Origin of the sequence: Levilactobacillus mulengensis, from assembly GCF_003946045.1 — a bacterium.
GTDB classification, from domain to species: Bacteria; Bacillota; Bacilli; order Lactobacillales; family Lactobacillaceae; genus Levilactobacillus; species Levilactobacillus mulengensis.
Genome location: NZ_RHNW01000006.1, coordinates 43,384 through 58,128, shown reverse-complemented (window position 1 = coordinate 58,128; position 14,745 = coordinate 43,384). Strand labels below are relative to the sequence as shown.

13 protein-coding genes and 1 tRNA gene are annotated in these 14,745 nt (G+C 50.4%); 8 read left to right on the top strand and 6 right to left on the bottom strand.

What is annotated here, in order from left to right:
• Positions 1-224 precede the first annotated feature (224 nt).
• The 3 genes from EKM84_RS07170 to gnd form a co-directional block, all read right to left on the bottom strand.
• Entirely contained in the window at positions 225-1,583 is a 1,359-nt protein-coding gene (locus tag EKM84_RS07170; RefSeq protein ID WP_125765102.1) for a gluconate:H+ symporter, read from the bottom strand.
• Between the two features lie 164 nt (positions 1,584-1,747).
• Entirely contained in the window at positions 1,748-3,304 is a 1,557-nt protein-coding gene (gntK, locus tag EKM84_RS07165; protein WP_125765101.1) for a gluconokinase, read from the bottom strand.
• Between the two features lie 32 nt (positions 3,305-3,336).
• Positions 3,337-4,242 (bottom strand): phosphogluconate dehydrogenase (NAD(+)-dependent, decarboxylating), encoded by a 906-nt coding sequence (gene gnd, locus EKM84_RS07160; protein ID WP_125765100.1) that lies wholly within the window; start codon positions 4,240-4,242, stop codon positions 3,337-3,339.
• 484 nt (positions 4,243-4,726) lie between these two features.
• Between gnd and EKM84_RS07155 the strand changes: the two genes are divergently transcribed.
• Both EKM84_RS07155 and EKM84_RS07150 read left to right on the top strand, forming a co-directional pair.
• Entirely contained in the window at positions 4,727-5,551 is an 825-nt protein-coding gene (locus EKM84_RS07155; RefSeq protein ID WP_125765099.1) for a MurR/RpiR family transcriptional regulator, read from the top strand.
• A gap of 214 nt (positions 5,552-5,765) precedes the next feature.
• Positions 5,766-6,521, top strand: a complete 756-nt coding sequence (locus EKM84_RS07150) for a GH25 family lysozyme (protein ID WP_125765098.1) — start codon at positions 5,766-5,768, stop codon at positions 6,519-6,521.
• A 54-nt stretch (positions 6,522-6,575) separates the two neighbouring features.
• Here EKM84_RS07150 and EKM84_RS07145 read toward each other — a convergent pair whose 3' ends face one another.
• Positions 6,576-6,953: a DUF4828 domain-containing protein gene (locus tag EKM84_RS07145; RefSeq protein ID WP_125765097.1), complete on the bottom strand. Its 378-nt coding sequence runs from the start codon at positions 6,951-6,953 to the stop codon at positions 6,576-6,578.
• Between the two features lie 627 nt (positions 6,954-7,580).
• Here EKM84_RS07145 and EKM84_RS07140 point away from each other — a divergent pair.
• From EKM84_RS07140 to EKM84_RS07115, 6 genes are all read left to right on the top strand, one after another.
• Positions 7,581-8,585: a Gfo/Idh/MocA family protein gene (locus EKM84_RS07140; RefSeq protein WP_125765096.1), complete on the top strand. Its 1,005-nt coding sequence runs from the start codon at positions 7,581-7,583 to the stop codon at positions 8,583-8,585.
• Positions 8,586-8,597: 12 nt separating this feature from the next.
• Positions 8,598-9,947 (top strand): DEAD/DEAH box helicase, encoded by a 1,350-nt coding sequence (locus EKM84_RS07135; RefSeq protein WP_125765095.1) that lies wholly within the window; start codon positions 8,598-8,600, stop codon positions 9,945-9,947.
• A 53-nt stretch (positions 9,948-10,000) separates the two neighbouring features.
• Positions 10,001-10,073: transfer RNA gene (locus tag EKM84_RS07130), tRNA-Arg, on the top strand.
• A 148-nt stretch (positions 10,074-10,221) separates the two neighbouring features.
• The gene (locus EKM84_RS07125; protein WP_125765094.1) at positions 10,222-10,494 is read left to right on the top strand and encodes a hypothetical protein; all 273 of its coding nucleotides are present in this window, start codon (positions 10,222-10,224) and stop codon (positions 10,492-10,494) included.
• A 519-nt stretch (positions 10,495-11,013) separates the two neighbouring features.
• The gene (locus EKM84_RS07120) at positions 11,014-11,466 is read left to right on the top strand and encodes a universal stress protein (RefSeq protein ID WP_125765093.1); all 453 of its coding nucleotides are present in this window, start codon (positions 11,014-11,016) and stop codon (positions 11,464-11,466) included.
• 160 nt (positions 11,467-11,626) lie between these two features.
• Positions 11,627-12,982: a gluconate:H+ symporter gene (locus EKM84_RS07115; protein WP_125765092.1), complete on the top strand. Its 1,356-nt coding sequence runs from the start codon at positions 11,627-11,629 to the stop codon at positions 12,980-12,982.
• Positions 12,983-13,056: 74 nt separating this feature from the next.
• On the opposite strand, the gene EKM84_RS07110 is transcribed toward EKM84_RS07115, so the two are convergent.
• Together EKM84_RS07110 and EKM84_RS07105 are read right to left on the bottom strand one after the other, a co-directional pair.
• The gene (locus EKM84_RS07110) at positions 13,057-13,521 is read right to left on the bottom strand and encodes a GNAT family N-acetyltransferase (protein WP_125765091.1); all 465 of its coding nucleotides are present in this window, start codon (positions 13,519-13,521) and stop codon (positions 13,057-13,059) included.
• 63 nt (positions 13,522-13,584) lie between these two features.
• Complete coding sequence (locus tag EKM84_RS07105) at positions 13,585-14,526, bottom strand: glycosyltransferase family 2 protein (RefSeq protein WP_125765090.1); 942 nt, start codon at positions 14,524-14,526, stop codon at positions 13,585-13,587.
• Positions 14,527-14,745 lie beyond the last annotated feature (219 nt).

Genomic DNA, 14,745 nt, shown 5'->3' with positions numbered 1-14,745 from the left:
GGGACAACCTTTGAGACCGTACCTCAGGCTCAAAGTTGAGGTGGAAGCCCGCTCTTCGGCTGGAACCGGCCCCATAGCAGGGCACCTTGAGCGCACCGCCGGGAACGGAGGTAACCAGTATATTTTCACCATTCCGGAGGCGAATGCTTTAGCCCAGACAAAAAGGTCCGCCACCCCAGGGGGCAGCGGACCAAGTGACGCTCGAATTAATTGTCAGAAAAATTCTAGTGGAACGCCATGTTCAGCAACAGAACAATCAGGATACCCACGATGGAAATCACAGTTTCCAGCACGGTCCAAATGCTCAGCGTTTGCTTAACAGTCAAATCGAAGTATTCACGGAACATCCAGAACCCGGCATCGTTCACGTGAGAAGCAGCTAAGGAACCAGCACCAATGGCCAGAACCATGAGGGCAGGGTCAACACCGGATTGGGCCATCAATGGGGCAACGATACCAGCGGCGGTCAAAGCAGAAACCGTAGCGGAACCTAAAGCCACACGGAGGACAACGGCGACTAACCAACCTAAGATCAGTGGGGACATGTTAGAGTCGATGAAGAGTTTGGCAACTTCTTTACCAACACCACCGTCGATGAGGACTTGCTTGAAGGCCCCACCACCACCGATAACTAACAGCAGCATAGCGATAGACTTAACCGCGTTTTCCAAGGTTGCCATGATGTCTGAGGTCTTACGTTTCCGACCCCAGCCCATGGTGAACATTGCAACCATCAGGGAGATTAACATCGCGATGGCTGGGTCACCAATCAAGGCAACGATTTGGTCCAACATGGAGGCGTTCTTGGTAGGGGTTGCCCCACCGTCGACCGTCATCTTGTAGATGGTCGTGATGGCCATCAGGATAACTGGGAAGAGGGAAGTCAGAACGGACAGACCAAAACTAGGTGCTTCGGAAGGCTTGAAGGTCTTAACTTCACCCAAGGAAGACAAGTTCCCTTTACGAGCAAAGGCTTCTGGTGCAAATTTCTGAGCTAACTTGGTGAACATTGGCCCGGCAATAACGGCTGCAGGAATCGCAACAACTAAACCGAACAGGAGGACCTTACCATCATTGGCACCCAAGACTTGCGCGATGGCAACTGGTGCTGGGTGAGGAGGTAAGAACCCGTGGGTAACGGACAAAGCGGCTGCCATGGAAATCCCTAAGTAAAGGATTGGCACATCAGCTTCAACGGCAATGGCAAAGACGATAGGAATTAACAGAACCATCCCAACTTCGAAGAATAGCGCGATACCTAAAATAAATGAAGCAAGCATAATAGCTAATTGGAGGCGCTTCTTACCGAATTTGTCAATCAGTGTCGTGGCAATCACGTAAGCCCCACCGGCGTCGGCAACTAACCGACCCAGCATGGCCCCGAAACCAAAGACCAAGGAGAGTTCGCCAAGCTGGCTCCCAATCCCGGATTCAATCGTCGTGGCGATTGTCGTGAGGTTCATGCCTAACAGAATGGCTGTTAAGACAGAAGTTAAAATCAGGGAAACAAAGGTGTTGATTTTGAAACGAATAATGAGGACCAATAAGAAGATGACCCCGATAAGCAAAGCTAGTAGTTCCATAGGAAGTAAGCCCTTTCATTGATTGAATTTTGAAAAGCCAACGCATGATCCGTTGGCTTTTCAATGTAAGTACACACATTGTACGTTATAAAACCCAATTTGTATACCATAAAGTTTCAAAAATTTAAATTTCGTTGGCTAGTTTTCTGAAAAGACTAGACCAATTACTTTTTCTTGGTGTCTTGTTGGTGAACGTGAGTCCGTTGGTACTCAGCGATATTCTTGTATTCTGATTGTAATTGCCGACTAAGGCGAATGTAAATCGGAACCAAAGCCCGGTAAGCGTCATACGTTTCTGGGTTAGGGTGGTGCACGTTAGAAACACCGATGAAGTTCTTCACAGCGGAGAGATCATCAATCATCCCTAAGGCATACATCCCAAGCGTTGCGGCACCCAGGGCAGTCCCTTCAGGACTTTCTGGGATGGTAACGTCTTGTTCAAAAATATCAGCGAGCATTTGCCGCCAGAGAGCTGAACGGGCGAAACCACCGGTAGCTTGGATGCTAGATGGCTTGCCAACAACTTCTTCGAGGGCCAACATCACGGTGTACAGGTTGTAGACAATCCCTTCGAGGGCGGCCCGAACCATGTGAGCCCGTGAGTGGGTCCGTGTTAAACCGAAGAAGGAGCCACGTGCGTTAGCGTCCCAGATAGGGGCCCGTTCGCCACCCAAGAATGGATGGAAAATCAGACCATCGGAACCAGCAGGGACCTTCGATGCGATTTCAGTTAAGAGATCGTAGGAGTCAACGTGCATTTGTTCAGCGGTCAACTTTTCTGGAGCAAAGAGTTGGTCACGGACCCAACGGAAGACAATCCCCCCGTTGTTGACTGGTCCACCGACAACCCAGTGATCCTTAGAAAGGTAGTAGCAGAAGACCCGGCCCTTAGGGTCAATCTTCGGCTTATCAGTGACGACCCGAACGGCACCGGACGTCCCGATGGTAACAGCCACAACACCAGGCTTGATGGCGTTAACGCCTAAGTTGGCGAGGGGACCATCGGAAGCACCCATGATAAAGGGAGTTTGTGGGTCCATACCAATAACACCAGCGTAATCAGCTTTCATGCCAGTGATTTGGTCAGTTGTGTCGACCAATTTAGGTAATTGGTCACGGGTAATCCCAGCAACTTCCAAGGCTTGGTCGTCCCAGTCCATCTTAAAGATGTTAAAGAGACCAGTGGCATTGGCAATAGAGTAGTCTTCTTGGAGCACGCCGAATAACTTGTATAAGACGTATTCCTTGATACCGACGAACCAACGGGCTTGGTTAAACAAGTCCGGTTGGTCATTGCGCAACCAAATTAATTTACTGAGCGGTGTCATAGGGTGAATTGGCGTCCCGGTCTTTTCGTAAAGTTGCTTACCCACACCGTTTTCGCGTAATTCATCTGCATACTTAACTGCCCGGTTATCAGCCCAGGTAATTGCCCGAGTCAGCGGCTTGTGGTCTTCATCTAAGAGAATCAGACTGTGCATAGCAGCGGAGAAGGAGACACCTTGTAACTTGCCATCCTTCAAATCTGCCTTCCGCATAACAGTGGTTAACCCATCGATCATCGCAGAGAAGATCTCATCTGGATCTTCTTCAGCCATATCGGGCACATCTTGATAGAGGGGATACAGGTTGTTTGAATAACCTTGCATCTTACCCGCAGTATCATATAATACGGTCTTGACACTGGTCGTACCAATATCGACCCCAATCATGTAGTCCATAGAGCTCTTCCTTTCGTGTCGCTAATTAAAAATTATTTGCCAGCCTTGTCCATGGCGTGGCCACCAAAACCGTTACGTAAAGCTGAAACAACTTTACCAGTGAAGGTGTCATCTTGCATAGAACGGTAACGCATCATTAATGACAAAGCGATAACTGGCGTAGGTACATGGCTGTCCAAACCTTCTTGAACAGTCCATTGGCCTTCACCAGAAGCATGCATGCGGCCGGCGATATTCTTAAGTTCAGGATCCTTGGCGAATTGTTCTTCAGCCAATTCCATGAGCCAGCCCCGGATAACAGAACCATGGCTCCAAACCTTAGCAACGGCTTCGTTGTCGTAGTCGAACTTGGAAGCTTCGAGAACTTCGAAACCTTCAGCGATGGCTTGCATTTGGCCGTATTCGATACCATTGTGAACCATCTTCAAGTAGTGACCTGAAGCAGCTGGGCCGGTGTAAAGGTAACCGTCTTTTTCAGCAATGTCGTCGTATAATGGACGAATCGTTTCGAAAGCAGCCTTGTTGTCCCCACCAATCATGAAGTTACCGTGTGAACGTGCACCTTCCATACCACCTGAAGTCCCACAGTCAAAGAAGTCAATGCCCTTGGCCTTCAAGATTTCGTTGTGACGAAGAGAATCCTTGTAGTAAGAGTTCCCACCATCAATCAAGATGTCGCCCTTGCTGAGCAACGTGCTTAATGATTCAATCGTGGAGTCGGTTGGCTTGCCGGCTGGAACCATAACCCAAACAATCTTAGGTGAAGGTAACTTGGAAACCATGTCTTCTAAGCTATCGGCGCCTTCAGCACCTGCAGCAACTGCCTTGTCGACAAAATCCTTGTTTAAATCAAAACCAACGATTTCGTGGTTGTGATCCATAGCGTTTTCTGCGAGGCTAAGACCCATTTTACCTAAACCAATTAATCCGAGTTTCATGAAATAATCTCCTTTGCATGATGCGAAATTTTTCTGACAACGCTATTATATGTAAAAAAGTTTCACATTTCAAGGCTTTTGATGTAAAATGTTTACAAAAAGTGAAATAAGTTGTTGCCACGTGGCAGATTTTAAAATGGTAATCGCTTTACACCGCGGGATTTCGGCGATTTACGACAGTGAAACTTTTTTACCAAAAAATTTTGTGATTCACAAAATTGGCTAAAAAGTTCAACGTCGCTGTCAGCATACCGGGATCAGACAGGGATTGGCAACCGGCAGGGGATGGGGATTCCTGGTTGGGTGACTGACCTTACTTGCCGCCGCGATTCAATCGGTCAATCGTCCGGGTGCTGGATACCTAAGTGGGTAACCGGCTTATAGATTAGACCGTCTATTGTAGATAAAATAAGTTTTAAAATAAGGGTATCGAAGAAAGGGGTCGGCGATCATCGCACGCTCAACCATTGGTAAGATTCGGGGAATGTATGATCAACTCTCTCCAACGGAAAAGAAGGTGGCGACACTGGCACTGGACAACGCCAGCGTTGTGAGTGAAATGACCATCAAGGAGTTGGCCAGTGCCACCGGGGTTTCCACGGCCACCATCTCACGATTTGTGAAACGCATGGACTACGCTAACTACCGGGAGTTCACCATGGCCTTGGCTCATTTGGCCATCGAAGACACGCCCCAAATCAGTTCCTTTCCAGAACTGGGCGAGGGGGATTCCCTGTCGACCATTGCGAACAAAACTTTTCATTACACGATTCATTCATTAGAAGCCACGAACGAGGCGTTGAGTGAACACGAGCTGGCCCGGGCAGTCCTCAAATTGATTCATGCCAACTCGGTCACGTTCTTCGGCCTTGGTGGGTCCTCGATTGCCGCATTAGATGGTTTTCACAAGTTTTTGCGGACCTCACTGAACGTGGCGTACTATCCGGATTACGATATCCAACTGATGCAGGCCGCTAAGTTGGGAAAGGATGACGTCGCCATTATCATCTCCCATTCTGGCCGGAATCATGAAACGTTGAAAATTGCGGAAGAGCTAGAGCGCAATGATGTCACGATGATTGCCATCACCAGTTATAGTGGGTCACCATTGGCGCAGGCCGCGGACGTTTCCTTCCTATCATTGACGGATGAAGTGAACTACCGCTCGGAGGGGATGTACTCGTTACTTTCCCAGTTGGCCATTCTCGATAGCCTGTTTATGATGACCGTGTTGCGAATCTCTTCACGAACCGATCAAACGCTGACCAAGGTCCGTGATGTGATCGAACAGACCCGGCACGAAGATTAAATAGCTAAATGCAGAGGGGCCGGGAGTTTTTCCCGGCTCCTTTGACGTCCACGCAGTCAACTAAAGTGAAGAAGCCAACGACCAAATTAAAACCAGGGACATCGCGCCGTGGGTTAGGTTCTGGCGGCCGGCATGGTATAATAAAAGTTAAATTTAGTGGCTACTAGTGCCGGGTAAGGTGGTGCGATGGCTAAAGGAGAAACGGTGACTGACGGTGAAACGAACTGAGTACAAACCAATTTATGAAAATACGTACCGCCGTCGGCATCATCGGCGTTGGTGGTGGGGCCTCGGCCTCTTGCTGGTGTTGGTCGTCGCCGTTGTTGGCTGGAGTCAGTGGCAGGCGCACCAGAAGCGGCAGTTGGAGAACTACCCGGTGCGGGGGATGACGATTAACCAGGACAGTGGCTACCTGGATTTCCAACAGCTGGCTAAACATACGGACTTCGTTTACCTGCAGGCGACGTCCGGGGCGACCTATACCGATGACGACTTCAGCGATAACTATTCGCGGTCGCAGGGGGCCGACCTCAAGGTGGGGGTTGCGCATACATTCAGCTTTACCAGCTCGGCTGCGCGACAGTACCGTCACTTCCACGAAACGGTCGGTCAGGATACCGGGACCTTACCAATTATGGTGGCGGTCAGTTATTATGGTAAATATAATAGTAGTAATACGGACATGGCGGCACAGGGTCAGAAGCTCAAAACGCTGGTCAGTCGTCTGAAATGGTACCATCAAGGGGTCATTATTTTCGCCAACAAACAGGTGTTGACCCAATTTGTTCGGCCGGTCTTACCCAGCGAGGATTATTGGATTGCCGGGGGCAAGTTAGCGGGGCACGATTCGCAGGTCAAATTGATCGAATATGATGCGGATGGCAGTGTGACCCAGAATGGTCAGGACCAGCCCGTGGCCCGGTCCGTGTTCAACGGGAACCAGCGAGCGTGGGCGAAATACGCGCCATAAATTTAGGCATATGAAAAGGACCTGGGGTCAAGTATCCCAGGTCCTTAGTTATGATTAGGCGTCATCTTTATTTGGCGAAATAGGTTGCATCGTGTAGGTACAATCATCGGCTTCATCAAAAAATGAAATTGGTTGGCGTTCGTTGGCGTGAATGGTTAAGTGATAACCGAATTTATCCTGGAACGTCAATTGCTGTTCATTGAGGTCCTGAACCCGGACTTGAAGCTGGTGATCATCAATCTGCACGTCAAGATTAGGACTAATTTCGAGCCGGTGGCGACGCTGGTTGTGGGGGTCAATAAACTGCCACGTGCCAACGTAAAAGAGTGGCGATGTGCTTGGTTGTGGGTCTTTCTTCTTGCGCAACGAAAAGCCGCCAGTCAATCCGGCAACCAGTGAAATTCCAAATAAGGCAATGTCTCGACCTTTCACCGGTAATCCCTCCCTTGAATTTAAGTTTCTTCCTACAATATAACATTTTTGACCGGGAAACCTGTACTATTTCCCTCAGATTTCAGAAAATTAATCCGAAAGCTATCGCCAGACCACGGGGACTGTTAAAATGGGATTAGCGCTTGGCTGGGCAAGAGAAATGCCAGCGACACGCCCAGTAATCACCGAGTGCTGGTCACGGGTTTTCACGCACGGGCATGGTAAACTTGAAGGTAAGCGTGTTTTGTGGTGATGATTCGACTTTACAAGGCTGTGCAAGCGCAATATAGGTTGATTGTGTTTGGCTGACAATGATTAGAAGAATTATGCAATGGCACGACACCTGCGTTTCAATTATAGAAATAGTAAAGTGAGTCATCAGTGTCAGTGACCAGAGGCGGGCCAAAGTGCTCAGCCGTGTCGGTGGCCTTGGCTGGGGTTCTTACCCAGCCTAGCCCACGGGCCGACCTTTGAGACCGTTTCTCAGGCTCAAAGTCGAGGTGGAAGCCCGCCCCTTAGGCTGGAACCAGCCCCACAGCAGGGCGCTTTGAGCCCGCCGTCAGGAACGGCAATTAAGCACAATTTAACAAAAATCAAAATAATTCAAACAATTTTGGAGGGATTCGCATGATTCGTATGGGGACGGTAGGAACCAATTGGATTACGCAACAATTCGTCGAGGCGTTGGCGCTGAGTGGCCGGTATGAACTGGCTGGCGTTTATTCCCGGCACCAAGACACCGCCGATGCGTTCGCAGCCAAGAACCAGGCGCAGACCAGTTACACGGACTACGAGGAAATGCTGACGCAGGCCGATTTGGATGCCGTCTACATTGCCTCGCCTAACAGTCTGCACTTTGATCAGGCCATGGCCGCGATTGCTCATGATATTTCTATCGTGGTGGAGAAGCCAGCCTTCAGTAACCGCCAGGAAATGGTGGCGATTCAGGCGGCTTTGGCCCAACATCCTGAGGTGAAATTCTTCGAGGCAGCTCGGCACGTGCACACCCCTAATTTCCAGGCGTTGTCGAAGGCCTTACTGGGCTTGCCCACGATTCAAGGGGCTGCGCTGACCTACATGAAATACTCGTCACGTTATGACCTGGTGTTGGACGGCGACGTCCCCAACGTGTTCAGCCGCCAATTTTCTGCCGGGGCGCTGCAGGACTTGGGGGTTTATCCCATTTATTTGGCCGTGGCGCTCTTTGGCCAGCCGGAGCACGTGCAGTATTACCCAACGTTGATTGCGACCGGGGCCGATGGCAAGGGGCTGGCAGTCTTGCGCTACGTTGGCTTTGACATCACCGTTTCGTTTGGGAAGACCAGCAACTCCTACGCACCATCCGAAATCTATGGCTTGAAAGAAACGGTTTCACTGGACAGTGCGGGTGAGCTGACGCACGTGTCCGAACGCGATGCAGCGGGGAACGTCACGGATCTCAGCCAACCGGCTTTGGCCAACCCGATGCTGCCAGAAGTGAACGATTTTGCCCGGGTACTTGATGCCCCAACTGATCCCCAGAACCAAGCGGATTATCGCCGCTGGTTACAGTGGAGCACAACCGTGAACCAGGTGCTCTACAGCTTACGGGTCAGCGCCAACCTGCGTTTCCCAGCTGATGAGAACGACTAGAAAGGAAACAGCATGTTAAAACAATTTGAACAACATTTTAAAGATTTAGGTTACGAGGCACCAACCGCGATTCAAACGGCCGTTTATGACAAAATGGTCGGGGACCAAAACGTCCTGGGACTAGCACCCACGGGGTCCGGTAAGACGGTCGCCTTCACGCTGCCCGCACTGGCGAACCTGTTGCCGGGGGATGGGATTCAACTGATTGTTCTGGAACCCTCTCAAGAGTTGGCCATTCAGACCAGCCGGGTCATGCGTGACTGGGCCAAGTTACTCGACTTAAAGGTCGCCGCCTTAACCGGTGGGGCCAATGTGAAACGCCAAACGGAGCGCTTGAAGAAGCGGCCAGAAATCATCGTCGGCACGCCGGGTCGGGTCTTGAACCTGGTCAATGACCGTAAGCTCAAGCTGCATTTGATTTCCCTGATGATTGTCGATGAAGCCGATGACCTGTTAACGGGAGACACGTTAGACACTGTCCGTGAAATAGCCCAGTCAATGCCGGCCGACGTGCAGTTAGGCTTCTTCTCCGCCACCGATACCCCAATTTTGCACGAGCTGGACAAGTGGTTCGGCCAAAACGTTGAACGGGTGGACGTCCGGGACCAAGACAACACGCAGGGCCAAGTACGCCACGGCTTACTACAGGTCGGCATGAACAAGCGTGACCAAATGTTGAAACGGTTGCTGGCCATCCCGAACTTCCGGGCACTGGTTTTCTTTAAGCAGTCGAGCACGCTCCACAAGACGGCGACACGCTTCTACCACGACCACGTGTCTGCGGCCGGGTTGACCAGTGACTTACGGCAGGTCCAACGGGAAAAGGCCTTACAAGATTTCCGTCAAGGTCGAATTCGGTTGTTACTGACGACGGACGTTGCGGCGCGGGGATTAGACATTCCCAAGTTGCCAGCCGTCATCAACTACGATTTGCCAGATAAGGTCAACGAATACGTCCATCGGGTCGGTCGGACTGGCCGGATGGGTGAACCGGGTCAGGTAATCAGTTTAGGGGACGACCACGATTTACGTGATTTGAAGCGCCTCCTGAAGGAAACGGACTACGAGCTGGTTCCGCTCTACTTTAACGGGCGGGCCCTGGGGACGGAACGGCCAACCGCTGCCGCCGTACAGGCCAACGAAACGGCCAAGGCCGAACGTCAAGCCACGGCGAAACCAACCGCTACGGCCAAGGCTAAGGATGGGACCAAGGCCAGCGCCAAGGTGAAAACCAGTGGTGGTGCGAAGCCAACGGTCAAGGTGGAGACGCCTAACCCGAGCAAGAAAAAGAAGCACAAGAACCGGCACACCAAGAATAAAGGGATGCACAAGAAGTGGCGCGACCACGACGAAGCGAAGTAACGCTTTACAATTACAAAGATCCGTGTGAAAATTAATAACGGATCTTTTAATATGGCCCTATAGCACAACTGGATAGGGCACTCGCCTCCTAAGCGAATGATCCCGGTTCGAGTCCGGGTGGGGCCATTAGAAATGAATCAGTCAAAGCGTTCCGGAAACCAATCCGGCGCGCTTTTTGTTTACAGTGAGGGATATGCTAAACTAAAAGAGGGAATAAGCGTGGGTCAAGCTATGGGGATGCTGGATGCTCACGCGAACTTGGAGGAGGGGTCACATGTTCAAACGAGCCATGAAAGAGGCCTGGGGATTCATTGCACTGGGTGTCGTCTTAGATTTGATATTTGCGCCACTGAGCTTCTTGCTACACCACCATTCAGGCATCAGAATCTGGGAGCTCGTCGAAGATTGGTGGCAGACGGGCCATTCGTTGTCGACGCTAGGTATCATGGTCGTCACGGCACTGATTGCGTGGAGTCTGTTGGTTGCGATTATCTATTTCTTCTTGCGGTTAAACAATTGGTTGCGAAAGCGGGATCGGGTTAAGTAACTTAGAGAATTTAAAAAGTTAGGTTTGGATGGGGACTACTGACTGGTGGTGCCCATTTTTAGTTATGGATGATGTAAGGGGGAAACTTAGCTGGTGAAAATAGGTGAACCAGTGTGAGTGACCAGAGGCGAATCAAGGTGGCCAGCTGTGTTGCCAGACCGTTTTCAGGCTGGGGTCGTTGGGAAAGAGAAAGCCTAATGCCATAAATGGGCAGAAGCTCTTGGAAGTTAGGCGTTGCTGCAAAGCCGTAGGAGGACAGGGATGGAGTCAGCTGTGTCGCTGGTGTTGGTCGGGGTTCTTTCCCGGCCTACAGCAGGGGGCGACCTTGGAGACGAGGGCTTCGGCTTCAAGGCGAGCTGGAAGCCCGTTCTTTGGCTGGAAGCGTCCCTCACAGCAGGCGTAATCCCTGTCAGCCGAAGGCGGCAAAGCACCAACCTAAGTTTCATAGCTTTCGGCTCCCCAATGGAACCGTTTTCCGTTATAATGGACGTAGCTAAGAAAAGTGAGGAGGAGTTTTCAATGGACACTACCGGATCAATGGACCCAAAGAAGTTTACCCGAATTTTAGTTGGGGTGGATGACTCACCGGACGCGCAACTGGCCTTTCGTTACGCGATGAACCGGGCGAAGTTTGACGACGCTGAGTTAGTGATTTGTTCCGTACTGGAATCTGACAACATGAATATCTACCAAGCTCTCAGCAAGGATTACGTGCATGGTCAACGCAGTGATTTACAAGCGCATTTACAGGAATATGAAAAATTAGCGCGGCGGTTTGGCATCACCAAGGTGAAAATTATTATCGGCGAAGGGGACCCTGGGGAGACGATTGTGAAAAAGATTATCCCCGAGGTTGAACCAGACCTGCTAGTTGTGGGGTCACTTTCACAATCTGGCGTGCGGAAATACTTTGGGAGTCAAGCGGCCTACATGGCAAAATATTCTCCAGTTTCCGTAATGATTGTCAGATAGCGTTTTCATGACTGTTTTCACAAACGAACTGTAAATAATATTCAGTTACCCCCTTGCAACTTGAAAATATTTTTCATACAATGGTTCTTATGCGACAAGATAATTCTGGCTGCGGCAGGCTGGTTTTATCAGAATCGAGCATAAGAAAAGAGAGAGAAATATGCAGTTCGTGATTTTATTATTGGGTATTTTACTGTTACTCTTTTTAATCATTCGAGTAAAGTTAAACACCTTCGTTTCATTAATCGCTACGTCTATTTTGGTAGCGCTTGGCTTAGGCATGAACCCCGCAAGTATTGCGGATTCCATCAAAAACGGTATTGGCAGCTCAATGGGCGAACTGATTATCGTTTTTGGGTTCGGGGCCATGATTGGTCGGTTGGTGTCTGACGCTGGGGGTTCTTACCGAATTGCCCGGACGTTGATCAAGATTTTTGGGAAGAAACGCCTTCAAGTTGCCATTGTGGTGGCGTCCTTCCTGATTGGGATTTCCCTGTTATTTGAAGTTGGGCTGGTTCTGGTAACGCCAATCGTCTTTGCGGTTGCGCTGGAAGCCGATGTCCCATTCCTGTATCTGGGGATATCCATGGCGGCCGCACTGTCTGCGACCCAAGGATTCTTACCACCACAACCATCCCCAACCGCCGTTGCGACGGCTTTAGGGGCTAACGTTGGGGAAATGTTAATGGTCGGAATCATTGTGGCCATTCCCTGTGTGATCATTGCTGGGCCAGTTTGGACCCGCGTGATCCGTCGGTTTAATCCAGAATTGTTTGTCGTTAAGAAGTCTTTACCAGCCTTTGGTGAAGTGAAGGAATTTGATTTGGATGAAACGCCAGGCTTCGGTCTGTCCGTCTTCACCTCCTTATTCCCAGTTGTCTTCATGATTTTGGCAACGATTTATCAAATGGCGGTCAATGGCGGAACGGCGCCGAAGAATCCGCACGGTTTGGATGCGGTCATCACGATGCTGGGGAACCCCGTCATCGCCATGGTCGTCGCCTTACTCTTTGCCATCTGGTCCATGGGTTTCCATCGTGGTCGCTCCATGAAGGAAATCAGTGGCACGCTGGAAGACGCCATCAAGTCGATCGCCATGTTACTGATGGTCATTGCTGGGGGTTCTGCCTTCAAGCAAGTTCTGATTGACGGTGGGGTCGGTAAGGCCGTGCAACAGTTGATGATGAACTCCACGTTCTCACCAATCCTGTTGGCTTGGCTGATTACCGTTATCTTACGGATTTCCCTGGGTTCCGCCACGGTTTCCGGGATGACGGCTTCCGGGCTGATCATGCCATTGATGCACTCACTGGGTGCTGACCCAGTCATGATTGCCTTAGCCATCGGGGCCGGTTCCTTAGCGGCTTCCCACGTGAACGATGCTGGTTTCTGGATGTTCTCCGAGTACTTCGACCTGAGCGTTAAGCAAACGTTCCAAGTCTGGACGACACTGGAAACCGTTATCTCCGTGGTTGGGTTGTTAATGGTGCTCTTAATGAACATGATTATTCACTAATACAAGTTATTGCTATTGATTAAAATCCCCGCAGCCATGGTTAACGTGGCTACGGGGGTTTTTTACGCGCATTTTTAGCTCTTTATGTCTTTTTCCATAACGTAATTGGTTAGGTGAATGCCGTCCCGCTCCACCTGTTGTGCGCGGATAACGCGATAACCTTCGTGTTCAAAGAAGGGGCGGGCGGTGATGGATGCGGCGGTGGTGTACCGGTCAGCGGAAACCGCTTGTTCCAGGGTGGCAATTAAGGCGTGGGCAAAGCCTTGGTGTTGGCACTGGGCATGAACGTATAATCGATCTAAATATCCTGTGGCGGTCATGTCAGCAAAGCCCACTATTTGTCCCGACTGGCAGGCAACACGGGTTGTGTGGGCCGCCAAAGATGTTTGCCAACGCGCTCGAGTCAGGGCATCGTCGGGACCAATCCAAACGGCTAGCTGTGCCGGCGTGTAGTCTTTCGCATTGATCGTTTGAATGGTTTGTTTGAATAACTGGCGAATTTCCGCGAAATCTGTGGCGCGATATGGACGAATCAGCATGGGGGAGTTACCACCTTTCTGGGATGACAAAAAGGCCCGACAACGTGTGCCAAGCCTCTAAGTTTATTCTTCTTCCCGGACAATGTACTTTGGCCGGTGTTTCGTTTCAAGATAAATTTTATTGATGTACTGGCCTAAAATGCCGAGGCAGAACAATTGAATCCCACCAATAAACAGCATGATAGCGACCAGGGATGGCCAACCGGCAACGGCGCCACCCACGGTCAACGCGCGAACGATGACGAAGATGATTCCAATGATCGACAGGAAAAAGGAAATACTGCCGACCCAGGTCGCTAGGCGCAACGGCGCATTGGAGAAGTCGATGATGCCTTCAATAGAGTAGGCAAACAGTTGACGCAGGTTCCAGTGCGTGGTGCCGGCCGCGCGGGGTTGGCTCTCGTAGGTCAGGTAGGTCGTCTTGAACCCGACCCAACTGAAGATTCCCTTGGAGAACCGATTGAACTCGGGCAGTGACGTGACCGTATCCACGAACTGCCGGGTCATTAACCGGTAATCCCGAGCGTTGGGTTCGATGCGAACGTCCGAAATCTTATTGATCACGCGGTAGAAGCTACTGGACAGAAACGCCCGTAACTTGCTTTGGCCGCGTCGTTCCTTTTGAATTGTCCCGACACAGTCGTAGTCGTCGTTTTCAATGAGCTCGACCATTTGCGGTAATAATTCGGGTGGATCTTGTAAGTCAACGTCCATCACAGCGACCATGTCCCCAGTGGTGGCTTGTAGCCCGGCTGCGAGGGCTGACTCCTTCCCAAAGTTCCGCGAGAACGACCGGTAATGGACCGTTTCGGGATGATTTTGGTGTAATTCTTTCATTTCCTTAAGGGTGTGGTCACTTGATCCATCATCCACGAAAATGTACTCCGGCTCAACCGTCGGGGTAGGGGTGTTCATTGAATCGATCACCTTGCTAACGGTTCGGTAAAATAAGGGAATAGACTCCTCCTCGTTATAGCAAGGAACGACCAGACTTAACTTTTTCATCGTAGACATTCCTTTCACACAACGTTACTATCTTACCTCAAAAGGCCGGGGCTGACCATGACAATTCGCTTAAAAGTGGGTGACAACGCCACAATGACACGAGCAAGAGTTGGGTGAACCCGCTTACAGTTGTGAAGTAAATTGGGTTTAATGGTCAGTGGGGCAAATTAAGTGGCGTTGAAAACAATTTTCGGATACGTAACTTACCGGATGATTTAG